The organism is Streptomyces sp. NPDC093546 (genome assembly GCF_044765045.1).
Classification (GTDB): Bacteria; Actinomycetota; Actinomycetes; order Streptomycetales; family Streptomycetaceae; genus Streptomyces.
Window position 1 is genome coordinate 410,384 of sequence record NZ_JBIWJG010000002.1, and the last position, 22,254, is coordinate 432,637.

The window sequence follows — 22,254 nt, forward strand, 5'->3', positions numbered from 1 at the left end:
ACTGGGAGGCATCGCATGGCGCGTGAGACGGACGTCGTGGTGATCGGGATGGGCGTGGGCGGCGAGCACGTCGCCGGGCGGCTGGCGGAGGCCGGGCTCGACGTCGTCGGCGTGGAGGCGGAGCTGGTCGGCGGGGAGTGCCCGTACTGGGCGTGCATCCCGAGCAAGATGATGATCCGCGCCGGGAACCTCCTCGCCGAGGCCGGCCGCGTCCCCGGCATGGCCGGAACGGCGTCGGCGGCCCCCGACTTCGGGCAGGTCGCGGCGCGCATCCGGGACGAGGCGACCGACGACTGGGACGACCGCGCGGCCGTGGACCGCTTCACCGGCAAGGGCGGCCGTTTCGTCCGTGGACGGGCCCGGCTCACCGCGCCGGGGCGGGTCGAGGTCGACGGCGAGACGTACACCGCCCGGCGCGGGGTCGTGGTGGCGACCGGCAGCCGCCCGCAGGCGCCGCCGGTGCCCGGACTGGACGCGGTCCCGTACTGGACCAACCGCGACGCCGTCTCCGCGAAGGAGGCCCCGGACTCCCTGCTGGTGCTCGGCGGCGGCGCCGTCGGCCTGGAGCTGGCGCAGGCGTTCGCCCGGTTCGGTACGGCGGTGACGGTGGTGGAGGCGGCGGACCGGCTGCTGCCGGCGGAGGAGCCGGAGGCGGGCGAGCTCGTCGCGGGGGTCCTGCGGGAGCAGGGGCTCACCGTGCGCACCGGGGCGCGTGCCACAGGCGTACGCCATGACGGGGACGGCTTCCGGCTCACGCTCGACGGCGGTGAGGATGGTGGTGAGGCCGGTGGTGAGGAGGTGGACGCGCGGCGGCTGCTGGTGGCCACCGGTCGGCGGGCCGTCCTGACGGGCCTCGGCCTGGAGACCGTCGGGATCGACACGGACGGCGCCCGCGCGCTGGAGGTCGACGGGCACATGCGGGCGGTCGGAGCCGACGGCGTGTGGGCCGTCGGCGACATCACCGGGCGCGGCGCCTTCACGCACGTGGCGATGTACCAGGCGGAGATCGCCGTACGCGACATCCTCGGCGAACCGGGCCCGGAGGCCGACTACCGCGCCGTGCCACGCGTGACGTTCACCGACCCCGAGGTCGGCTCGGTGGGGCTCACGGAGCACGCGGCGCGCGAGCGCGGCCTGCGGGTGCGTACGGGGACGGCGCGGGTGGAGTCGTCGACGCGCGGCTGGATCCACAAGGCGGGCAACGAAGGGCTCGTCAAGGTGGTGGCCGACGCCGACCGGGGCGTCCTGGTCGGCGCGACCTCTGCGGGCCCGGCGGGCGGCGAGGTGCTGTACGGCCTCGCGGTCGCGGTGCGGGCGGAGGTGGAGGTGGAGCGGCTGCGCCACATGATGTACGCGTACCCGACCTTCCACCGGGCGGTGGAGAGCGCGCTCGCCGACCTCGACAGGATCTGACGGGCCGTCACCACGACGGCGGACGGCCGGGGTTAGCCTGAGGCATGGAAGAAATAAACGGGGTCGAGATCATCGCGTGCGCGGACGGCGAGGCGTTCGAGCGCTGGCTGGCCGAGCACCACATGCGCCACGAAGGCGTGTGGATCAAGGTGGCGAAGAAGAACTCCGGCGTTCCGTCGGTCACCTCCGACGAGCTGGTCGACATCGGCCTCTGCTACGGCTGGATCTCCGGTCAGCGGCGGTCCCTCGACGCGCGCCACTACCTCCAGAAGTACGTGCCCCGCCGGTCCCGCAGCCTCTGGTCGCAGGTCAACGTCGAGAAGGTGGAAGCGCTGATCGCCGCCGGGCGGATGCGCGAGCCGGGCCTGGCGGAGGTGCGCAAGGCCCAGGCCGACGGGCGGTGGGAGGCGGCGTACGCGTCGCAGCGTACGGCCACCGTTCCGCCGGACCTCGCGGCCGCGCTCGACGCGGACCCCGACGCCCGGCGCGCCTTCGAGGCGCTCGACAAGACGGGCCGCTACCTGCTGATCCTGCCGCTGCTCCAGGCCGCCACCCCGGAGAGCCGGCGGGCCCGGCTCGACAAGGCGCTCGCCTCGCTGCGTACGGCGGGCGCCTCACCGGCCTGACCAGCCTCAGTCTCTTCGGCAGCCTCTTCGCCTGGCATCTGCACGCTCCCCCAGAGCTTCGCCCGGGGTGCCCCAACGCCGCCGGGTCCGCCCTTCGGGCGGACGACGCTACTTTGACGACGCTCCCTAGCGGGTACGCGTTCCGTCTCGTCCTCGATGGAGAACGGAGCAGACATGAACGACACGAACACCGTCGTCGTCGGCGTGGAGGACTCGCCCGGCCAGGAGGACCTCATACGGTTCGCGGCGGGCCAGGCGGTGCTGCACGGCGCCGCGCTGCGCGTCGTCCACGTGGTGCGGGCGGACGGCGACGCCGTCACCCGGGCGGAGGAGGAGCTCGTCCAGCGGTACGAGCGGACCGTGCGGTCCGAGTTCCCGGAGCTCACCGTGGCCGGTGAGCTGCCCCGCGGGCACGCCGCCGCCGTGCTGGTCGAGCGCTCCGCCGAGGCCGCGATGATCGTCATCGGCCACCGGGGCAGCGGCGGTTTCGCGAGGCTGCCCCTGGGGTCGGTCAGCTGGCAGGTCGCCACGCACGCCGAGTGCCCGGTCATCGTCGTACGCCCGGGAGAGGCGGGCGAGGCCGGGGGGTCCGGGGGCCTCGGGGGTCCTCGGGAGAACCGGGTCGTGGTCGGCGTGGACACCGAGGAGGCATCGCTGGCCGCGCTCGACCTGGCGTACGTGGAGGCGGAGTTGCGCGGTGCGCGGCTGGAGGTCGTGCACGGCGCGTACCACCCCGGCATGGTCCCGACCGGGCCGGTCGGCATGGTGCCGCCCGACTTCTCGGTCATGGACGACGGCGCCGAGGCCTTCCTCCGCAAGGAGACCGAGCTGCGCCGCGACCGCCACCCGGGGGTGGAGGTCGACGTGCGCATCGAGCACACCCGCCCCGCGAGCCTCCTGGTGGAGGCCGCGCGCGACGCCTCGCTGCTCGTCGTGGGCACCCGCGGCCGCACCGGGCTGCGCAGGCTGCTGCTCGGCTCGGTCAGCGCGGAGGTCCTGCACACGGCGCACTGCCCGGTGCTGGTGGTCCCGACGGCCGACGCCGACGCCGAGGTCTAGGGAGCTTTCAGCGCCGCAGGCGCCGGAGCGCGTGCCGGACCCCGCGCCGCACCGGCCGCAGGAGCCGCCGCACCCAGCGGTGCACCCGGCCGCGCACCCGCCGCAGCGGGTGGGCCGCGCCGGGTGTGCCGTACGGCGGCGGCTCGGGCAGCAGGGGCACGCGCGGCATCAGATAGCGAATGCCGCCGCGCACCATGACGCACAGGGGCGTGCCGTCCACGTCCTCCACGAGCACGGTGAAGGGCCGCGGCGGGTCGCCGGGCTGCTCGCCGGGGAGCTCGGCGGCCAGCTCGCGGACGCCCCGGCCGCCGAGGCCGTGCTCGTGCCGGGCGGCGACCACCTTGCCGTCGACCAGGACCTCGATGTCGTGCGCGGCCCGCCCGAGCAGGACGGTGATGGAGTGGCCCTCCTGGTCGAGGTGGAAGCGGTGGCGATGCGGCGCGGCCATCGCCCCGAGCCCTGCCTTTCCCTACCTGCCGTCCATGCCCTGCCCGCCCTATCTGAGGGGGCGCGTACGGCCCCGGCGGGACCAGCGGACGGCGAAGAAGATGACGTCGATGACGAGGACGACGATGCCGATGATCAGCAGCCACATCAGGCCTTCGACGACGACGCCGATGAGGCCCAGGATGATGGCGATCAGGATCAGGAACAGGAACAACGCCATGGGTGGAGCACCTCCTGGTGGAGATCGGCGGCGTCAGCGGCGGGCGAGTCTGCGTTCGCCGTTGGCGCCCGCCCGGTAGGGCAGGCCGTAGTGCTGGAAGATCGCTTCCTCGCCGTCGGCCGGGAGCACGCCGTCCATGTCGATGGACGGGGCCTTGCGGACCTCGCCCTTGGCGTACGGGACCTTCACGTAGTCCGGTCCGGCGATCGCCTCGTCGAGGGGGACGAACACCAGGCGCTGCCGGGTGGGCAGGCCGGTGCGTACGGTGGCCATGGCCGGTTCGTCGGTGCCGGTGTCCACGTAGACCGCCTCCAGCACACCGATCTTGTGGCCCTTGGGGTCGACGACGTCGTGGTTGCGCCACTCGCGGATGTCTGCTGACCGAATCATGCGTGCCGCCCTCTGCGCGGGTGCTGGGCCATGGGCGAGCGACCAGGCGACACGCGGGTGCCGGGCACCCGCTCGTGACGGCCGCTCTCTCCCTGTCCAGCCTGCCCCGGCACGCCGGGCGCCGCCACACGGAGCCCGGCGGCGCACGCCCGGAGCGCGCGTTCAGCCGTCGGTGTAGCTGAAGTCGCCCACCGTCCACGCGCTGACGTCCTCGATGGCCACCCGGTACATCCCGCCCGTCTCCGGGATGCCGACCGTGCCCTGGAGGATCCGGGCGACGTGGAAGTGCAGGTGCGAGGGGGTGGAGCCGCGGGAGCCGCCGGAGCCACCGGCACCATCGGTCTCGATCTCGGTCTCGGTCTCGGCCTCGGCTTCGGCGCGTGTGGCGCCCGCGTCGCCGAACACGCCGGCGAACGCGCCCAGCCGGTCCGAGTCCCGCAGAACCTCGGCAACGCGCTCGCGCCACACGGCCTCGGGGGCGAGCCGCCCCGTGATCACGGCGCCGTTCACCACGACGGTCAGCGACATCTGGTTGGACCGCTGGGACTCCACCGTGGCCGCGACGTCCACGAGCAGGTCATCAGGCTTCGTCATGCGGCCGACCCTACAATCCCGGCCGTCCCGGCGGCAGGCGCCCCGGTCTACGGCGGCTCGATCCGTCGCTCGCGTATACCCAAGTTCCGGGCGGGGCAAGCGTGGTGACGGGCGAGGAGGGGGCGCGTGGGGGTGCGGGAGATTTCGACATGGTCACAAGCGGCCGGATTCGTGTGACATCTCTAAGGTGTGCCTTACCTAAGTTGTATGGTGGCGCCGTTGGTCCGGCCGAGGGGAAGGGACGTGGAGTCCATGGGCGATGTCCGCCTGGTGGCGAAAAACCTTGAGGTCGGGCATGGTGGCGGCCGTCCCGTCCTGAAGCAGGTGGACCTCTCGCTGCGGGCCGGCGCGATCACCGTGCTCGTCGGGCCCAACGGTTGCGGAAAATCGACCCTGTTGCGCACCGTCGCCGGTCTGCTGCCGCCGCTCGCCGGCGAGATACGCATCGACGACGCGCCGCTCGGCTCGTTCGCGCGCCGCACCCTGTCCCAGCGCCTCGCCTTCCTGCCGCAGACCTCGCAGGCCCCCGCCGGAGTGACGGTCCGCGAGCTCGTACGGCACGGGCGGTACGCCCACCGGGGCGCCCTCGCCCGGCACACCGGCGAGGACACCGAGGCCATCGACTGGGCCCTGGAGGTCACGGACGCCGCGCCGCTCGTCGAGCGCCGGCTCGACGAACTGTCCGGCGGCGAGCGCCAGCGCGCCTGGCTGGCGATGGTGCTGGCCCAGCGGGCCGGGGTCCTGCTGCTGGACGAGCCGACCACGTACCTCGACATGCGCCACCAGTTCGAGGTGCTCGACGTGGTGCGGCGCCTCGCCCGCGACCACGGCATCGCCTGCGGCGTCGTGCTGCACGACCTGACGCAGGCGGCGGCGTACGCCGACGACGTCGTGGTGGTCGCGGACGGCGGCATCGCCGCGGCGGGCGCGGCCGACGACGTACTGACCCCGGACGTCATCGAGCGCGCCTTCGGGCTGCGCGTCAGCGTCGTACGCGATCCGGAGACCGGCTACCTCGCCTGCTTCCCGCAGCGGTCCGAGGCGTCCCTGGGCAAGTCCGCCGCGTCCTGAAGGCGCCGCTTCCTGAACCGCCCGCGTCATCCCTTACCCAAGGCACAAGGAGAGTTCGACCATGCAGAGAATGCTGCGCGCCCTCGCGACCGGCGGTACCGCCGTGGCCCTCATACTCACCGCGACCGGCTGCGGCGGCGGCACGGTCGGTGACACCGCGGGCGGAGACAAGAAGACCGGCGGGGCCGACAAGGCCGCCGGCGGCAAGATCACCGTCGACACCGCGCAGGGCAAGGTCACCCTCGACAAGCCCGCCACCAAGGTCGTGGCGCTGGAGTGGACGTACACCGAGGAGCTCGTCGCCCTCGGCGTCACCCCGGCCGGCAACGCCGACAACGCCGGCTACGGCACCTGGATCACCGCCAAGGGCGCGGCCCTCCCCGACAAGGTCACCGACGTCGGCAACCGCAACGAGCCCAGCCTGGAGAAGATCCGCGCCCTCCAGCCGGACCTCATCGTGATCGACAACGACCGGTCCAAGGCGAACCTCAAGCAGCTCCAGGACATCGCGCCGGTGCTGTCGTTCACGTACACCACCAAGCCGCAGCTCGAGACGATGAAGAAGAACTTCGGCGAGCTGGCGAAGGCGGTCGGCAAGGAGGACAAGGCCGCCGAGGTCACGAAGCAGATCGACACCAAGGCCGCCGACCTCAAGGCGCGTCTCGACAAGGCCGGCAAGGGCGGCCTGAAGTACGCGCTCGCGCAGGGCTTCACCGCCAACGGCACGGCCTCGATCCGCATGCTCACGGACGACGCCATCGCGCCGCAGGTGCTGGGCCTGGCCGGGATGAAGAACGGCTGGAAGGGCCAGCCGGACGCGTGGGGCATGACCACCGTCGGCGTCGAGGGCCTGACCCAGGTCGAGAAGGACGCCACCTTCCTGTACGTCGCCGCCGACAACGACAACCCCTTCACCGGCGCCTTCAAGGACAACGCCGTCTGGAAGGGCCTGCCGTTCGTCAAGGACGACAAGGCGCTGCCGCTCGACCCGGGCACCTGGCTCTTCGGTGGCCCGCTGTCGGCGCTGCACATCCTCGACGAGACCGGCAAGGCCCTGAAGGTCTGATGGCTCGGGAAGGACTGACGGCGGCCCCCGCGCCCGCCCGTCCGCGTCCGCGTCCGCTCGGCAGCCGCCGCCCACGGGCTCTGCTCGTGGGCGGCGCCCTGTCGCTGCTCCTGTGCCTGGTCGCCGTGGTCCACCTCGGTCTCGGGGTGTCCGGCGTGGGCATCGGCGACATCGTGGACCTGCTCCTCGGCCACGGCGACGCGCGCACCCGCGACGTGCTGATGGGCAGCCGCCTGCCGCGCACCCTGACCGGGCTCGTCGTCGGCGTCGCGCTCGGCGTCTCCGGCGTGCTCGTCCAGGGCGCCACCCGCAACCCGCTCGCCGCGCCCGACACGCTCGGCGTCAACGCGGGCGCGTACCTGGCCGTCGTACTCGTCGCCTTCACCGGCGTCAGCCTCGGCCCGCTGCCCGCCGGCGGGGCGGCGCTCCTTGGCGGGCTCGTCGCGGTCGCCGTCGTGTACGCGCTCAGCAGCGGCGGCGTGATGACGCCCGGCAAGGTGCTGCTCGCCGGGGCGACGGTGGCGCTGGCCGCGACCGCCGGGGCCGAGTTCCTCCAGATGCTCGACGTGAACGCCACGCGCGGGCTGTTCTTCTGGGGCAACGGCACCCTGATGCAGTCCGGCCTGGAGCGGCCGCTGGTCCTCGGCGCGGTCGTCCTCGCGGGCGCGCTGATCGCCCCGCTGCTGGCCCGGCCGCTGGACCTGCTGTCGCTCGGCGACGAGACCGCCCAGGCCATGGGCGTACGCGTCGAACGCATCCGCCCGGCGGCCTTCCTCGTCGCGGTGCTGCTGTCCGCGGCCGCCGTCTCGCTCGCCGGCCCGATCGGCTTCGTCGGGCTGATCGCGCCCGTCGTCGTACGGCAGTTGGGCGTCCGCGCGCACGCGGCGATGATGCCGATGGCGGCGCTGCTGGCGGCGGCGCTGGTGCTCGGCGCGGACGCGGCGGCGCAGCTGATCGTGCGGCCGTCCGCGACGCAGCCCGCCGAGATCCCGGTCGGCGTGGTCACGGCGCTCATCGGCGGCCCGGTCTTCATGCTGCTCGCGCGCCGGGTCAGCACCGGCGACGCCGACACGGGCGCGGCGGTCGCGGTCTCCGACCAGCGGCGCGCTCCGGCGTACGCCGTCGTCCTCGGCGGCGGGCTGGCCGCGCTGGCGCTGGCGATCGCGGTCTCGCTGCGCGTCGGTGACGTACAGATCAGCTGGGGCGGGCTCGTCACCGCGCTGTTCTCCACCGCCGACCAGATCACCGAGTCCGTGGTGGCCTACCGGCTGCCGCGCGTCCTGGTCGCCGCCCTGGCCGGGGCCTGCCTGGCCGTCGCCGGCGCCGCCGTCCAGGCCGTCGTCCGCAACCCGCTGGCGGAACCGGGACTCGTCGGCGTGACCGGCGGCGCCTCGCTGGGCGCGGTCGCCGTCATCCTCGTCGTACCGTCGGCGCCGCTGGTGGCGCTGCCGGCGGCGGCCGCGGTCGGCGGCGTGCTGATGCTCGCGGTCGTGCTGCTGGTGGCGCGGGGCAGCGCCAAGGGCGGCCGGGGCGGGCTCGACCCGACCCGGGTGGTGCTGGTCGGCCTGGGCGCGGCCGCCACCGCGATGGCCCTGGTCAACATCATGGTCGTCGGCGCGCAGATGAACATCTCCGCGGCGCTCGGCTGGCTCGCGGGCAGCACGTACGCCCGCGACTTCTCGGCGCTGGCCTGGCTCGCGGTGCCCGCGCTGGTCGCGGTGGGGCTGGTGGCCGCCGCGCGGCCGGTGAACCTGCTGTCGCTCGGCGACGAACTGCCGCGCGCCCTGGGCCTGGAGCTGGGCCGCGCCCGGCTGCTGGTCCTCGGCGCGGGCGCGGTCCTCGCGGCGGGCACGGCGGCGGCGGTCGGCGCGGTCGGCTTCGTCGGCCTGGTCGCCCCGCACCTGGCCCGCCGCGTCGTCGGCAGCGGCACGGCCCGCATGGTCCCGATGGCGGCGGTGCTCGGCTCCGTCCTGGTGGTCTCCTCGGACGCGTTGGGCCGCTGGCTGCTGGCCCCGACGGAGATCCCGGTGGGCATCGTCACCGCGCTGGTGGGGGCGCCGTACCTGGTGTGGCTGCTGCGGCGGACGCGGGAGGTGTGAGACCCGGCCCCCGGCGGAGTCACGCCGGGGGCAAGCCGGGAACCCTGTCGCGCCCCGCGCGGTGAGCCGCTACCTTCCGCCTGAGCGCGCCGAGCGCCGAGGCGGACCACGAAGGGGCGGGGCATGGGGACCGAGGGCGTACGAACCGACCGTCTGGGCATCCTGCTGGAGCAGTTCGACAAGGCCCGGGACATGGCCCGCGTCCGCACGCCGAGGTCGCCCGCCAGGCCTCAAGCGGCATGACCGTGGAGAAGATCGCCGAGGACTGGAGCGTCAGCGTCGCACGGGTCGAGGAGGTCCTCGCCCACACCGGCGAGCCCGAGCCCGACGAGACGCCGGTGACGACCATCGCGTGGCGTCTCGGGCATCTGCACCACCAGTTCGCCGGCGGCTGGGAATGGACCTTCGGCGAACGGCGGCAGGACCCGAAGCTGATGGTCGACTTCACCCCCTCGGCCACCGAGGCGGTGGAACGCTTCTGGACGACCGTCGACCGCTGGCGCGACAGCGTCGCCACGGTCACCGAGGAGCAGCTCGACACGGTGGGCCTCTCGCAGTACCCGTACGCCTCCGACGCCGACGACCCGTACATCGGCGTGCTGTCGGGGGCCAACCTGGAACTCATCCACCACATGGCGGAGATCGGACTGCTGCGGGACTTGTGGCGGGCGCGCAGGGATGGCTGACATGTTGTTCACCGGGGACACAGCCCGGCTGGTGCTCGGCAACGGCGGTGATTCGCCTCTGGAGCTGACCGTGGAGCCCTGGGCCGAAGTCCACCTGATCGAGCCGGGGCAGAGCCGTGTCGTTGTTACGCACTCGCCGTCGGGCGATCGCTCCTGGTCCGGGACGTTGCGCGGGGACGAGCCGTTCCGTGTCGACCACCGCCCCGACGCCGTCACGGTGTGGGCCAACGGCCACTGCTTCCATCTCACCGACGCGGAGGGCACCGCGCTGGACGCGGAAGCATCGCACTGCCCTGCGCAGGGCCTCACGTCCTGACGATGGTTACAGCGCCTGCAGAGGTGCCCCGGTACGCGGGCGTGGGATCAACCGTTCCGTTTCTCGCCCAGTGCGGCCCGAAGCCAGGTCAGTCCGTTCTGACCAAGGAGCTCCTCCGCCAGGCGCTTCGCTGTGTCGGTCACCAGGCGGTCGCGGCTGTTCTCGACCCAGCGCTGTGCGTTGCCGTACCCCTGTTCCTTGTACTCAAGGCCCTGGAGCATGCACTCCAGCTTGTCGGCGTCACGGGCGCACACCGCTTCGGGGCTTTTCTTGGCCTCGTACTCCGCGACAAGCTCCCGTACCGCCGAGGCGAGTACCTCCGGCATGCCGGCCACTTGGTCGGCCGTGACGGCTTCTGGGTCGGCCTGCGCCGCGTACTTCTTGCCGAGGTAGTTCACGTCGCCCGTGCGCGTCTCCTGAGAGTCGTGCCACACCGCGAGCAGCGCGGCGCGCGCAGGGTCGGCGCCTTCCAGCTTGGCGATGACCGAGGCGATGAGGGAGGTGCGCCAGGCGTGTTCCGCGACGCTCTCCGGGTCCCGCACGCCCGCCATCCACCATCCAGTGCGCCGTGTGTGCTTGAGTGTCCCCGCTTCGTACAGGAAGCGGGCCACCGCGGACAGGTCTTCAGCCACCGTCCGTCTCCTCTCACGCCTCGGCGAGGCGGATCGCGTACCGGATGCCGTCCAGCTCCCGGCGTGCCTGTGTCGAGAGCTCTCCGCTATCCAACATCATCGGCAGGCGTTCTCGAAGGGCCTGAGTAGCGTCTGTTGCGCCCCTCAGCAGGTGAGGCCGCGCTGTGAGCAGAGCCCACAAGGTGTGGACATTGAGATCGAAGAACCCATGCTCCGGGGTCAGCCCCCGGACAAGGTGGCGCATCAGTTTGTCCCCCGACCAAGGTCCAGGCCGAGGTGTGGCGATGAAGTCATCGCTCAGCTCGACGTGTACGGCTTCACCTACCCAGTAGGCCCAGTAGTTGAGGTTGGCGGCCTCGCTCGTGTCGTCATCGAGCAGCGTGCCGATGAAGTGCCCCATGCGGTCGCGGTCTCCTTGGCGCGCGGCGACCGCGGCGACCGACCGGCTGTTCAGCCAGCGAGTGAGCCAGTCGCCGGGCCGCTCGGTTCGTTGCTGGTGCCTGAGCCACTCAGATGTGTCGGCGGCTGTGTCGTACCCGGCCAGGTAGAGGGCCTGACGTCGGAGGAGGAAGTGCTCGGATCCCCGCGAACGCTCGGCGGCACGACGCATCTGGGCAAAGAAGTGACGGAGCTCGGCGGCGGGCATCTCCGGGGCGTTCGGAATGGGACCACGGCGGGGGCGCGGCGGCGGAGGCAGATTGCGGAGTGGCGACGGAGGGATGCCGTTGAGCGGCCAGGCAACGACCTCCACTAGGTCGCGCTGCATCACCCACGCCCCGATGGGGCTGTCCTCAGGCGCCAGATCGTCATCCAGAGCACTGGCCAGGAGGATGTCTGCCTCCATCGCCCGTTCAAGAGTGGAAAGCAGGGCTGGTGCCGCACCGAGCCGAAAGAGGCGGTGCCGGTGTACGAGGATCTGGCCGGTTGGCACAGCGGTAAGCGGCCGTCGTCCCGATTCCCACCCGGCGATGGTGTCGGCGGATACCCGCAGTTGCTCCGCAAGGGTCTCCTGCGTGTGTCCCAACTGCTCGCGAACGAGCCGCAACGTGTAGCCAGAAACAAGGCCGCTGCGACCACGCGAGGGCGATCCCTGACTGCTGGTCGGGGTGGAGCGCTGGATGCCGAGCACGCGGGCCCCCTTGCCTTTGGTACCGCAACGCCAACCCGTACTCACGGTCAGTTCAGGTCGACGCCGTCGATTTCTAACGTCTTAGTCAGTGACGAGTGGCAACTCAGCGTAGCGGAAGGGGTTGGATCGTGGAGGCTGTCGAGAAGGTTGGGAGGGTGGCCGTGCGCCGGGCTCAGGAGGAGCGGGGGTGCGTCTACTGCCCCGAAAGCGGGGCCGAGGTCTGTATTCGGGTCGTCGTCAGTAACCCTGGCCGTGACCGCCCTGTACTCGCGCACCGCTCATGCGCCGAGCAGCGCGGCATCAAGCCCCTGTACGAGGTGCTCCCCGCGCCGGAGCCCGCGCCGTGAGCGCCCCGGCACCGCCGGGCCGGGGCGGTGCGGGCGCGATGTGGCTCGCCTCCGTGATGGAGCCGCCGTCGATCATCCTGGCCGCATGGGCCGACAGCGCCTACGCCCTCGCCGAGGTACCGCTCGGTGTGCGGTTCGACGTCGTGCGGGCCACCGAGTGCCTGGGTGTGCGCGCCCTCGACGCCTTGGCGAACGCGTCCGTGTCGCTGGGGCCGGTGCTGTACTGCCGGCCGCGCCAGACCGTCGAGTTCCTCGTGCCGGTCGGTACCGCTGCCACCTGGGAGCCGTTGGGCGGCACCGTATGCGCCGGGCGCGGCGGCGCGCTGCTCTGCCCGGCGCCGGGTGGGACCCGCCGCGGCCGGACGTGGTTGTACCCGCCCGTCGGCGACGGCGTACTCACGGACGCCGAGCTGCTGCGCGCCCACCTGCTGCGGGCGTACGCGCGGGGGCGGTCATGACGGCGGCGTCCGGCCGGGTGTTCTGCGTGCACTGCGACCGCCCGATCTGGGGCGAGGCCGTCCGTATCGAGACAGTCGAGGCCGGGTCCGGTGCCCACCCGGACAACTACCGGCACGAGACCTGCGCCCCGCGCACGGGCGTCGCTCCGGGGCACCGGGCTGCGTAGCAGCCGCGCTGAGGCCCGCGCCAGCGCGCGGCCCCATGAACCCCGCCCCGGTCGACATTCCCTGGCAGGACCACGACCGGAGCGGGTCGGGCCACCCACAAGGAGGGCTGGCCCCACGCACGTGCGCACGACGACACGGAGACGGACTCCGTGCCGACAGCACACCCGGAGGTCACCATGCGATACCGCATCGACCAGGTCAAGGCCGACCCCAAGGACCGCGGCGACAGCGACGGCAAGGGCGGCAATCCGTCCGGCGGATGCGGCGACGGTCAGGGCTGCGGCCGCAAGTAGGCACGTCCGCACAGAGGCGGGGGCGGCTGAAAGGGCCGCTCCCGCCGGCGAGGAGGCGCGATGCACCACCACGGCTACCTGTGGCTCGGGTCCGGGCTGCACCAGGTGCCGGACGGGGTCCGCCGGGCCGGGCACCCGGACTTCCCAAGCAGCTCGTACCCGCCGTTGGAGCTGGCGCACTGGCTGCTGAAGCCAGCCTCCTTCGTACGGGGGACCTGGGACGACCCCAAGGAGGCCGCCGCGTGGTTCGCCGAGCAGGTGCGGCCGCACGTCGGTGCCTTCGGGTGCGATCACGACGCGCTCGCCGGTGGCCAGGACGTCGTCGGCGGCTGGTGGCTCAGCGGGCAGAGGTACCTCGGCGTGTACCTGATCGCCTGCTCGCCGCACCGGTTCCGCCCCGAGTACGGGTGTCCGGCCACGACGGGCTGATCAGGACGCCTCCGCCATCCGGGCCGACGGCGTCTCCTGGGCGGCGGCGTCCACGGGCGCCTCCGGCTCCGGCCGCAGCGTCCGCGCCGCCAGCACGCCCACCACGCAGACCAGCGCGGCGGCGAGGCACACCGCCGTGAAGGCGCCCGAGAAGGCGGAGCGGGCGAGTGGCTGGAGGGCGGGGGCGAGGAGCTCGAAGCGGCCGGTTTCGACGGCGGCGCGCGCGCCTGCCTCGGCGCCCAGGCCCTCGCCGACGCGCGCGGAGAAGAGGGCGCCGAAGAGGGCGATGCCGGTCGCGGTGCCGAGGGGGTAGCAGGCGTTGGTGAGGCCCGAGGCCATGCCGGCGCGGTCGGCGGGGACCGCGTCCACGGCCACACCCATCAGGGGCGGGAAGATGACCGCCCCGCCGATGCCGAGCAGCACCAGGCCGAGGGACGTGGCCGCGTCGGCCGCCGGGAGGCCCGCGCCCGCCGCCGCCAGCAGCACCAGCCCCGCGCCCTGCGCCGCGAAGCCTCCCGCCACCAGGGCGTCCGCCGCGAAGCGGCGTTGGAGGCGGGCCACGAAGAGGCCGGCGATCAGCAGGCTGCCGGTCAACGGCAGGAGGTGCAGGCCGACTTCGAGCGGGGTGTACGCGTGCGTCGACTGGAGCCACAGCGTGACGAAGGCGAGCACGCCGAGGCTCGTCAGCCGGGCGAGGAAGCCCAGCAGGGCCGCGCCCGAGAAGGCCCGTACCCGTAGCAGCGCCAGGTCGATGAGGCCGTCGCCGCGCCGCTGGCTGGCCACCAGCGCGAGCGCGAGCCCCACGCCGACGGCCGCCGAGAGCACGACCTCCGGCGCCGCCCAGCCCGCCTCCGGCCCGGCGACCAGCGGGTAGTGCAGCGCCAGCAGCGCCCCGACACCGAGGAGCGCGCCGAGCGGGTCGATGCGGCGCCGGGTGTCGCGTGGGGCGGCCGACTCGGGCATGCGGGCCAGCGCGCCGGCCACCACCAGTACCCCGATGGGCACGTTGACCAGGAAGATCCACCGCCAGCCGAGCAGGTCGACGAGGACCCCGCCGACCACGGGCCCGAGGGCCCCCGCCGCGGAGGCGATGGCGGCGAACGCCGCGATCGCGGCCTGACGGCGCGCCCCTTCGGGATAGGCGGCGGCGATCAGCGCCAGCGTGGGCGCGAAGACGAGCGCGCCGCCGAGTCCCTGCGCGGCGCGGGCGGCGATGAGCGTCCCGACGTCGGGCGCAAGACCACATCCGGCCGAAGCGAGGGTGAAAAGCGCCATCCCGGCGGTGAAGACGGTCCGGCGCCCGATGCGGTCGGACAGAGCGCCCGAGCTGAGCAGCAGGGCGCCGAAGGCCAGCGAGTACGCGGAGACGGTCCACTGGACCTGGCCGAGCCCGCTTTCCAGGTCGCGGGCGATACCGGACAGGGCGACGTTCACCACCGTCACGTCCAGGGTCATCATCACGCCACCCGCGCTGACGAGGGCGAAGGTCCATCGGGGCGTGCGTCGGCGGGAAGGCACCGCTGAGCACCTCCAAAATTCGGGTCCGGGCGGGGGGTGGAAGCCCACGTGGTGGCGGCAACGAACCAGACCTGACGGAACGTCAACTTCCGCGCGGGGACGTGTGGCTGAAAGTTGACCTTGTCCGTAAGGTAAGCCTAACCTAATCTAGCCCCGCCCGGACGTCCAGACGTTCGAGCGCAATGATCCGGCCAGACATCGGAGCTGCCTGATGCCCCTTTCCGCCGACCATCCCGTGCCCGCTCTGCCCGACGTGGCCCCCGCGGCCTGGCGCGAGGCCAACCGCCGCCTCCTCGCCAAAGCGCTCGGCGAGTGGTGTTTCGAGGACATGCTGAAAGCGGTCGAGACCGGCGAAGGCGGCTACCGCGTCGACCTCGACAGCGGCACCACGTACGCGTTCGACGCCACGCCCGGCGCCTTCGGCTGGCTGCGCGTCGACCCGGACTCGATCACCCGCACGGCCACCAGCATGCTCGGCAACTCCATCGCCCAACCGGCCTGGGACGCCCAGCAGTTCCTGTTGGAGGCGGCCTCCACCATCGGCAGCGACCCCTCCACCATCGCCACCTACTTCACCGAGCTCTCCGCCACCCTCGCCGTCGACGCCGCCCGCCTCACGCACGGCGGCGAGACCGTGGCCGAGCTGCGCGCCCTGGGCCACACGGAGCTGGAGTGCCGGATGACCGGCCACAACCTCCTCGTCGCCAACAAGGGCCGGATCGGCTTCTCCGCCACCGACGTACGCCAGTACGCCCCCGAGTCCGCGCAGCCGCTGACACTCCAGTGGGTCGCCGTCCACCGCGGCCTCGCCGAGTTCCGGGGCACCGCCGAGCTGTCCGAAACCACCATCCTGGAAGACGAGTTGGACCCGGAGACCCGGTCCCGGTTCACCGCCGTCCTTCAGGACACCGGCGTCGACCCGCAGGGCTACGTGTGGATGCCCGTGCACCCCTGGCAGTGGGACCACGCCGTGCAGATCACGCACGCCGCCGACGTCGCGCAGCGCCGCATCATCCCGCTGGGACAGAGCACGGACTCGTACCTGCCCGGCCAGTCGATCCGTACGATGGCCAACGCCACCACGCCCGAGCGGTACGACGTCAAACTGCCGCTGAAAATCCTCAACACCCTGGTCTGGCGCGGCATACCGCCGCACTGCACCATGGGCGCCCCGGTCGTCACGCAGTGGCTGCGCGGGCTCGTCGAGCGCGACCCGTTCCTGACCGAGACCTGCCGCACGGTCTTCCTCGGCGAGGTCGCCTCGGTCACCGTCCAGCACCCCTACCTGTCGAAGCTTCAGGACGCGCCCTACCAGCACCTGGAGACCCTCGGCTGCATCTGGCGCGACTCGGTGTCGGCGCGCAAGGACGAGGGCGAGCGGGTGCGCACCTTCGCCTCGCTGCTGCACGTCGACAGCGCGGGCGACGCGTTCGTCGCCGAGCTCGTCCGCGCCTCCGGCCTGGATCCGCAGGAGTGGCTGCGGCGCCTCTTCGACACGCTGCTCACGCCGATCCTGCACGTGCTGTACCGGTACGGCGTCACCTTCAACCCGCACGGCCAGAACACCCTGCTCGGGTACGACGAGAACGACGTCCCGGTCCGGCTCTACCTCAAGGACTTCGTGGACGACGTGTGCGTGTCGTTCACCGACGTGCCGGAGCGCGGCCCCGAGCCCGACGGGCACGACCACGTGCTGCCGCGCAAGCACCCCTCGATCATCAAGCAGCACGTCATGGACCAGGTCTTCGTCGGCCACTTCCGCTACCTCGCGCCGCTCTGCGCCGACCAGCTCGGCGTACCCGAGAAAACGTTCTGGCGGCTGGTCCGGCAGACGATCCTCGACTTCCAGGAGGAGTTCCGGAAGCGGTTCCCCGAGCTCGCCGGGCGGTTCGCCGAGTACGACCTGCTCACCCCGGAGATCCCCCGGTACGGCCTCAACCGCGACCGGATCGTGGTCACCCGGTACACCGACCGCGCGCTGCGCCACGCGCTGTACCCGAACGGCACGCACCCCAACCCGCTCGCCGAGGACTGAGGAGGCAGCGTGACCCCGTTGGCCCAGACCCGACCCCTGTTGTCTCCGTACCCGCCGTCCGTGCTCGCCGCCTCCCACGAGGGCTTCGCCGAGGTCCTCGCCACCCTCACCGAGGCGGTCGACGCCGCCGGCGCCGCCCGCCGCCCCGCGGGGCCCATCCCGGCGGGCGCCCCCGCCGACGTCCTCGCGGCGGCGGCCGAGGCCCTCGGCCCGGCCGAGCTGCCCGCCGAGGGGCTCGGCGCCAAGGCGGCGCTCCAGCTGCTCGCGACCGTGCTGCTGGAGCAGGGCATCGACCTCTCGCACCCGCGCGCCGCCGCCCACCTGCAAGCGCCGTCCCTGTCGGTCGCGGTCGCGGCGGACGCTCTGGCCGCCGCCGGGAACGCGTCGCTGGACACGTACGACTCCGGCCCCTCCGGCATCGCCGTCGAGCGCTGGCTCATCGGCGCCCTGATCCGCCTGGCCGGGCTCGGGGAGCGCGCCGACGGCGTCCTCACGCCCGGCGGGTCGCTGTCCAACCTGATGGGCCTGCTGCTCGCCCGCGACGCCGCCGCGCTGCGGCGCGGCGTCGACGCCCGCCGGCACGGCGTCGCGGCGCTGCCCGGCCCGGTGGTCTTCTGCTCCGAGCTCGCCCACTTCTCCACGCACCGGGCGTGCGCCGTGCTGGGCCTCGGCGAGGCCGCCGTGCACCCGGTGCCCGTCGACGAGCGCCGCCGCATGCGGCCCGAGGCGCTCGCCGCCGCGCTGGAGGCGCTCGGCCCGGACCGGACGCCGATCGCGGTGGTCGCCACCGCCGGGACCACGGACTTCGGCTCCATCGACCCGCTCCCGGAGATCGCCGAGATCGCCTCCGGGCACGGCATGTGGATGCACGTGGACGCGGCGTACGGCTTCGGCGCGCTCTTCTCCGACCGGCTGGCCGGCCGCCTCGCGGGCCTGGAGCTCGCCGACTCCGTCACCCTCGACCTGCACAAGATCGGCTGGCAGCCGGCGGCCGCGAGCGTGCTCCTGGTGTCGGACACCACCGCCTTCACCTCGCTCGACCGCGAGGTCGCCTACCTCAACCCCGCCGACGACTCCGAGGCCGGTTTCGACGGCCTGCTGGGCCGCAGCCTCCAGACCACCCGCCGCCCCGACGCGGTGAAGGCCGCCGCCACCCTGCTGACGTACGGGCGGGAAGGGCTCGGCCGCATGGTCGACGTCTGCCACGACCTGGCCCGCCACGCGGAGCGCCGCATCCTCACCGAGCCCGAGCTGGAGCTCGTCGCCCCGGCCGAGCTGACCACGGTGGTCTTCCGCTACCGGGGGGCGAACCCGGCGGCCGCCGACGCCCTCAACGGCGCCCTGCGCAGACGGCTGCTCGAATCCGGCGCCGCCCTCATCGGGCGTACGGAGGCGGAGACCGCCGGCCCCGGCTCCCCCAAGCGCGTGTGCCTGAAGTTCACGCTGCTCAACCCCACCGCCACCACCGACGACATCGACGGGCTCGTGGACACGGTCCTCGACGCCGGCCGCACCTGCGAACGACTCATCGAGGAGGGCGCCGCATGACCGTCACCAGCGCGGCGACAACGACGCACCCGGATCCGCTGCACGAGCTCGACGCGCGCGGAGCCGCCGAACACGCCCATGTCGAGGCCCTCCTGCGCTGCTGGCTGCGCGAGACCGGCACCCCCGTGACCCCCGGCCTGCTCCGCGTGGAGCTGCCCACCGCCGGGCTCGCCCTCGTCACCGAGGTCACGCACTGCTCGCCCACCGGCTGGCACCGCTTCGCCCCCGCCCGCCTGGAGGGCCCCGGCGGCCCGCTCGGCCCGACCGCCGACCCCGTCACCGCCGTGGCGCTGCTCTCCACGGAAGCGGCGGTACGCGGCGGAAGCCGTCCCGGCGGAGTCCCCTCCGGCGAGGTCGCCGACCTGGTGGAGCGCACCGCCGAGTCCGTACGCCGGGTCGCCGCCTTCATCGCCGACCGCCGCGCCCACCCGCAGCCGCCCCCGCAGGTCGACGGCTTCCTCGACGCCGAACAAGCCCTGCTGCTGGGCCACTTGAACCACCCGGCGCCCAAGAGCCGGGACGGCATCTCGGACCACGAGGCGCGGGCGTACTCGCCGGAGCTGCGCGGCTCCTTCCGGCTGCACTGGTTCGCCGCCGACGAGTCGGTCGTCTCCCACGACGCCGTCGACGGCGCGCCGTCGCTCGCCGGCCGCGACACCGTCGCGCTCCTCGCCGACCTCGCCGAACGGCGCCTGGACGACGGCCGGGTGCTGGTGCCCGCGCACCCCTGGCAGGCCCGCGACCTGCTGCACCGGCCGCGCATCAAGGCGCTCGTCGCCTCGGGCGCGCTGGAGCCGCTCGGCGAGCTGGGCCCCGAGTGGTGGCCCACCTCCAGCGTGCGGACCGTGTACCGGCCGGACGCCGACGTGATGCTGAAGCTCTCCCTGGGGCTGCGGCTGACCAACTCCCGTCGTGAGTCGACCCGTACGGAGCTGCGCCGGGGCCTGGAGATCAACCGGCTGCTCGACGCCGGGTACGCCGAGGCCACCTTCGCCGCCCACCCCGGCTTCGCGATCACCCGCGACCCCGCCTGGATCGCCGTCGACGAGCCGGGCCGCCCCGGGGGCCCGGACGTCACCGGCCTCGACGTCGCCGTGCGCGAGGTCCCGGACGGCATCGCCGACCTGCGCTGCCTGGTCGGCCTGGTGGCCCCGCGCCCCGGCCTCGGCCGCAGCGCGCTCGGCGACCTGGTCGCGGCGCTCGGCCCGGGCGCGGCCGAGCAGTGGACGGCCGACTACACCGACAAGGTGCTCGTGCCGATGCTGCACCTGTACGCGGCCACCGGCATCGGCCTGGAGGCCCACCAGCAGAACACCCTGGTCCGGCTGGACGCGACCGGACGCGTCACCGGCTCCACCTTCCGCGACAACCAGGGCTACTACCTGGCGACGTCGTACCTCCCCGGCCTGCTGAAGCGGCTCGGCGCCGACTCCTCCACGCTCGCCGTCGTCGACGACGCCCTCGTGGACGACCGCCTCTCCTACTACCTGCTGCGCAACCAGGCGCTGTCGGTCGTCGGCTGCCTCGCCGTCGACGGGCTCGCCGACGAGCGCGACCTCCTCGCCGTACTCGTCGACCGGCTGCGCGCGGCGCTCCCCGCGCTCGCCGAGGCCGGGCCCGAGGGCGACCGGCTGGCGCGCCGCTGGCTCGAGGCGGACACCCTGCCGTGCAAGGGCAACCTGCTGACCCGGCTGCACGGCATCGACGAGGTCCTCGCCCCGCTCGACGCCCAGTCCGTCTACCTCGACGCCCCGAACCCCCTCCAGGAGGCCACGGCATGACCTCGGTGGACCACGATCCGACCGCCACGATCCCCGGCCCGCCGCTCCCGGTCCTGAGCGGCCCCTGGTCGGCCCGGGTCGCCCGGGCGGAGGGCACCGACCTGGACGTGGTGCACGGCTGGATGCAGTCGCCGCACATCGACGCCTTCTGGCACCAGGCCTGGCCGCGTGAGCGCTGGTACGAGGAGATCGCCGGGCACCTGGCGGGGGACGCGATCCTGCCGGTTCTGGTCGACCTGGACGGCGAGCCGTTCGCGTACATCGAGGTGTACCGCGTCGTACGCGACCGCCTCGCCGGGCAGTACGCACAGCTGCCGCACGACCTGGGCGTGCACATCGCCATCGGCGACGCGGCCCGCACCGGTCAGGGGCTGGGCCGACGGCTGCTGCGCGCCCTCGCCGAGGGGCTGCTCGCCGCCGACCCGGCGTGCGTCCGGGTGGTCGCCGAGCCGGACGTGACCAACGCGCCGTCGCTCAGGGCGTTCGAGGCGGCCGGGTTCCGCCCCTGCGGCGAGGTCGTCTTCCCCGACAAGACCGCCGCCCTGCTCGTCCATCCGCGCAGCGAGGAGGACCTCCCGAAATGACGCAGCTCATCTCCGAACACGACGTGGTGGCCATCGGCTGCGGCCCCTTCAACCTGGGCCTGGCCGCGCTCGCCTCCACCGTCGACGACCTCGACCTCGTCGTCCTGGAGGAGCGGCCGGAACTCACCTGGCACCGGGGCATGATGTTCGGCGACGCCTCGATGCAGGTGAACTTCCTCGCCGACCTGGTCACGCTCGTCGCCCCCTGGCACCCGCTGTCGTTCCTGGCGTACCTCCACGACATGGACCGCCTCTACACCTTCACCGTGCGCGAGAACTTCTTCCCCTCGCGCCGTGAGTACGAGGACTACCTGCGCTGGGCGGCCGCCCGGCTGCCCTCGGTCCGCTTCTCGCACCGCGCCGAGGAGGTCCACTGGGACGCCGAGGCCGAGCGGTTCACCGTCGATGTCGTACGCGGGGACGGCACGCGGCTGCGGATGCTCGCCCGCAACCTCGTCCTCGGCATCGGCACGGCGCCGCACGTCCCCGAGGCGCTGGCGGACCTGCCCGAGTCGCTGCTGCTGCACACCTCGGACTACCTGTACCGGGCGGCCGACGTGGCGGCGGCCGGCAAGGTCACGGTCGTCGGCTCCGGGCAGTCCGGCGCCGAGGTCGCCGTCGACCTGCTGACCCGCAACCTCGACGGCGGCCCGGCGGTGAGCTGGCTGACCCGCACGTCGTCGTTCGCGCCGCTCGACTACACCAAGATGAACCTGGAGCTGACGACCCCGGCGTACATGCGGTACTTCCACTCCCTGCCGCAGGACGTCCGCGACCGGCTCGTCCGCGAGCAGTGGCAGTTCTACAAGGGCATCTCCACCGACACCCTGGAGGAGATCCACGAACTGCTCTACCGGCGGCAGCTGGAGCACGGCCTGGCCGACGTGGAGCTCCGCTTCGGCATCACCGTCGAGTCGGCGGCCGTGGACCCGACCGGCCGCGCGGCGGTCCTGACCTGCCGGCACCGCGACACGGACCGCGTCTTCGAGCACACCACCGGTCTCGTGGTCGCCGCCACCGGCTACCGCAACCGCACGCCCGCCTTCCTGGCCCCGGTGGACGAGCTGCTCCTGCGCGACGGGCACGGGCGTCCCCGCGTACGCCTGGACCATTCCGTCGAGCTCGCGGACGGTGTCACGGGCCGGGTCTTCGTCGCGAACGCCGAGATCCACGCGCACGGCGTCTCCTCGCCGAACCTCGACATCGGCGCCGTACGCAACGCCACCATCCTCAACGCGATCACCGGGCGCGAGACGTACCGGCTGCCGAAGCACAGCGCCTTCACGCGGTTCGAGCCGCCGGGCCACGTGGCGTAGGCGACGGATACCGGGCCGCGTCGCCGCCC

23 protein-coding genes and 1 pseudogene are annotated in these 22,254 nt (G+C 73.2%); 17 read left to right on the plus strand and 7 right to left on the minus strand.

Annotated elements, in window-relative coordinates; all coding sequences use genetic code 11:
* Positions 1–15: 15 nt before the first annotated feature.
* The 3 genes from ACIRNI_RS04990 to ACIRNI_RS05000 all read left to right on the plus strand — a co-directional run bounded on the left by ACIRNI_RS04990 (position 16) and on the right by ACIRNI_RS05000 (position 3,098).
* Positions 16–1,413, plus strand: coding sequence for a dihydrolipoyl dehydrogenase family protein (locus ACIRNI_RS04990; protein ID WP_403548383.1), 1,398 nt, complete (start codon positions 16–18; stop codon positions 1,411–1,413).
* A 44-nt stretch (positions 1,414–1,457) separates the two neighbouring features.
* Positions 1,458–2,039, plus strand: a complete 582-nt coding sequence (locus ACIRNI_RS04995; RefSeq protein WP_403548385.1) for a YdeI family protein — start codon at positions 1,458–1,460, stop codon at positions 2,037–2,039.
* Positions 2,040–2,213: 174 nt separating this feature from the next.
* The gene (locus tag ACIRNI_RS05000) at positions 2,214–3,098 is read left to right on the plus strand and encodes a universal stress protein (RefSeq protein WP_403548387.1); all 885 of its coding nucleotides are present in this window, start codon (positions 2,214–2,216) and stop codon (positions 3,096–3,098) included.
* Between the two features lie 7 nt (positions 3,099–3,105).
* Here the strand turns inward: ACIRNI_RS05000 and ACIRNI_RS05005 are convergent, their stop codons facing one another.
* From ACIRNI_RS05005 to ACIRNI_RS05020, 4 genes are all read right to left on the minus strand, one after another.
* Complete coding sequence (locus ACIRNI_RS05005) at positions 3,106–3,546, minus strand: hypothetical protein (protein WP_403548389.1); 441 nt, start codon at positions 3,544–3,546, stop codon at positions 3,106–3,108.
* Positions 3,547–3,594: 48 nt separating this feature from the next.
* Positions 3,595–3,765: a hypothetical protein gene (locus tag ACIRNI_RS05010; protein ID WP_403548390.1), complete on the minus strand. Its 171-nt coding sequence runs from the start codon at positions 3,763–3,765 to the stop codon at positions 3,595–3,597.
* Positions 3,766–3,798: 33 nt separating this feature from the next.
* Positions 3,799–4,155: a PRC-barrel domain-containing protein gene (locus tag ACIRNI_RS05015; RefSeq protein WP_403548392.1), complete on the minus strand. Its 357-nt coding sequence runs from the start codon at positions 4,153–4,155 to the stop codon at positions 3,799–3,801.
* A 162-nt stretch (positions 4,156–4,317) separates the two neighbouring features.
* Entirely contained in the window at positions 4,318–4,749 is a 432-nt protein-coding gene (locus ACIRNI_RS05020) for a hypothetical protein (RefSeq protein WP_403548394.1), read from the minus strand.
* 252 nt (positions 4,750–5,001) lie between these two features.
* Here ACIRNI_RS05020 and ACIRNI_RS05025 point away from each other — a divergent pair, with 252 nt between their 5' ends.
* From ACIRNI_RS05025 to ACIRNI_RS05045, 5 genes and pseudogenes are all read left to right on the plus strand, one after another.
* On the plus strand, positions 5,002–5,820 hold the full coding sequence (locus ACIRNI_RS05025) for an ABC transporter ATP-binding protein (RefSeq protein WP_403548396.1): 819 nt from the start codon (positions 5,002–5,004) through the stop codon (positions 5,818–5,820).
* A 61-nt stretch (positions 5,821–5,881) separates the two neighbouring features.
* Positions 5,882–6,886, plus strand: coding sequence for an ABC transporter substrate-binding protein (locus ACIRNI_RS05030; RefSeq protein ID WP_403548398.1), 1,005 nt, complete (start codon positions 5,882–5,884; stop codon positions 6,884–6,886).
* Complete coding sequence (locus tag ACIRNI_RS05035; protein WP_403548400.1) at positions 6,886–8,985, plus strand: iron ABC transporter permease; 2,100 nt, start codon at positions 6,886–6,888, stop codon at positions 8,983–8,985. The genes ACIRNI_RS05030 and ACIRNI_RS05035 overlap by 1 nt, the downstream gene beginning before the upstream one ends.
* A 123-nt stretch (positions 8,986–9,108) precedes the next feature.
* Positions 9,109–9,671, plus strand: a pseudogene (locus ACIRNI_RS05040) (DinB family protein).
* 1 nt (position 9,672) lies between these two features.
* Positions 9,673–9,987 (plus strand): hypothetical protein, encoded by a 315-nt coding sequence (locus ACIRNI_RS05045; RefSeq protein ID WP_403548402.1) that lies wholly within the window; start codon positions 9,673–9,675, stop codon positions 9,985–9,987.
* Between the two features lie 47 nt (positions 9,988–10,034).
* Here ACIRNI_RS05045 and ACIRNI_RS05050 read toward each other — a convergent pair whose 3' ends face one another.
* The gene (locus ACIRNI_RS05050) at positions 10,035–10,619 is read right to left on the minus strand and encodes an HD family hydrolase (protein ID WP_403548404.1); all 585 of its coding nucleotides are present in this window, start codon (positions 10,617–10,619) and stop codon (positions 10,035–10,037) included.
* A gap of 13 nt (positions 10,620–10,632) precedes the next feature.
* A complete protein-coding gene (locus ACIRNI_RS05055; RefSeq protein WP_403548824.1) occupies positions 10,633–11,739 on the minus strand; it encodes a helix-turn-helix domain-containing protein in 1,107 nt (368 codons plus the stop codon).
* Between the two features lie 352 nt (positions 11,740–12,091).
* On the opposite strand from ACIRNI_RS05055, the gene ACIRNI_RS05060 reads away from it, so the two are divergent.
* The 4 genes from ACIRNI_RS05060 (at position 12,092) to ACIRNI_RS05075 (ending at position 13,443) form a co-directional block, all read left to right on the plus strand.
* On the plus strand, positions 12,092–12,553 hold the full coding sequence (locus ACIRNI_RS05060; protein WP_403548406.1) for a hypothetical protein: 462 nt from the start codon (positions 12,092–12,094) through the stop codon (positions 12,551–12,553).
* The gene (locus ACIRNI_RS05065; RefSeq protein WP_403548408.1) at positions 12,550–12,720 is read left to right on the plus strand and encodes a hypothetical protein; all 171 of its coding nucleotides are present in this window, start codon (positions 12,550–12,552) and stop codon (positions 12,718–12,720) included. Before ACIRNI_RS05060 ends, ACIRNI_RS05065 begins: the two co-directional genes overlap by 4 nt.
* 150 nt (positions 12,721–12,870) lie before the next feature.
* Positions 12,871–13,014, plus strand: coding sequence for a hypothetical protein (locus tag ACIRNI_RS05070; RefSeq protein ID WP_403548410.1), 144 nt, complete (start codon positions 12,871–12,873; stop codon positions 13,012–13,014).
* 60 nt (positions 13,015–13,074) lie between these two features.
* Positions 13,075–13,443 (plus strand): hypothetical protein, encoded by a 369-nt coding sequence (locus ACIRNI_RS05075; RefSeq protein ID WP_403548412.1) that lies wholly within the window; start codon positions 13,075–13,077, stop codon positions 13,441–13,443.
* Here the strand turns inward: ACIRNI_RS05075 and ACIRNI_RS05080 are convergent, their stop codons facing one another.
* On the minus strand, positions 13,444–14,961 hold the full coding sequence (locus tag ACIRNI_RS05080; RefSeq protein WP_403548414.1) for an MFS transporter: 1,518 nt from the start codon (positions 14,959–14,961) through the stop codon (positions 13,444–13,446).
* A 211-nt stretch (positions 14,962–15,172) separates the two neighbouring features.
* Between ACIRNI_RS05080 and ACIRNI_RS05085 the strand changes: the two genes are divergently transcribed.
* Genes ACIRNI_RS05085 through ACIRNI_RS05105 form a run of 5 tightly spaced genes read left to right on the plus strand, consistent with a single transcriptional unit; the run spans position 15,173 to position 22,225 of the window.
* Complete coding sequence (locus ACIRNI_RS05085) at positions 15,173–16,996, plus strand: IucA/IucC family protein (protein ID WP_403548416.1); 1,824 nt, start codon at positions 15,173–15,175, stop codon at positions 16,994–16,996.
* Between the two features lie 9 nt (positions 16,997–17,005).
* Positions 17,006–18,544, plus strand: a complete 1,539-nt coding sequence (locus tag ACIRNI_RS05090; RefSeq protein ID WP_403548418.1) for a pyridoxal phosphate-dependent decarboxylase family protein — start codon at positions 17,006–17,008, stop codon at positions 18,542–18,544.
* Positions 18,541–20,325, plus strand: a complete 1,785-nt coding sequence (locus tag ACIRNI_RS05095) for an IucA/IucC family protein (RefSeq protein WP_403548420.1) — start codon at positions 18,541–18,543, stop codon at positions 20,323–20,325. Before ACIRNI_RS05090 ends, ACIRNI_RS05095 begins: the two co-directional genes overlap by 4 nt.
* Entirely contained in the window at positions 20,322–20,909 is a 588-nt protein-coding gene (locus ACIRNI_RS05100; RefSeq protein ID WP_403548422.1) for a GNAT family N-acetyltransferase, read from the plus strand. Before ACIRNI_RS05095 ends, ACIRNI_RS05100 begins: the two co-directional genes overlap by 4 nt.
* Positions 20,906–22,225 (plus strand): lysine N(6)-hydroxylase/L-ornithine N(5)-oxygenase family protein, encoded by a 1,320-nt coding sequence (locus ACIRNI_RS05105; RefSeq protein ID WP_403548423.1) that lies wholly within the window; start codon positions 20,906–20,908, stop codon positions 22,223–22,225. The genes ACIRNI_RS05100 and ACIRNI_RS05105 overlap by 4 nt, the downstream gene beginning before the upstream one ends.
* Positions 22,226–22,254: the final 29 nt, after the last annotated feature.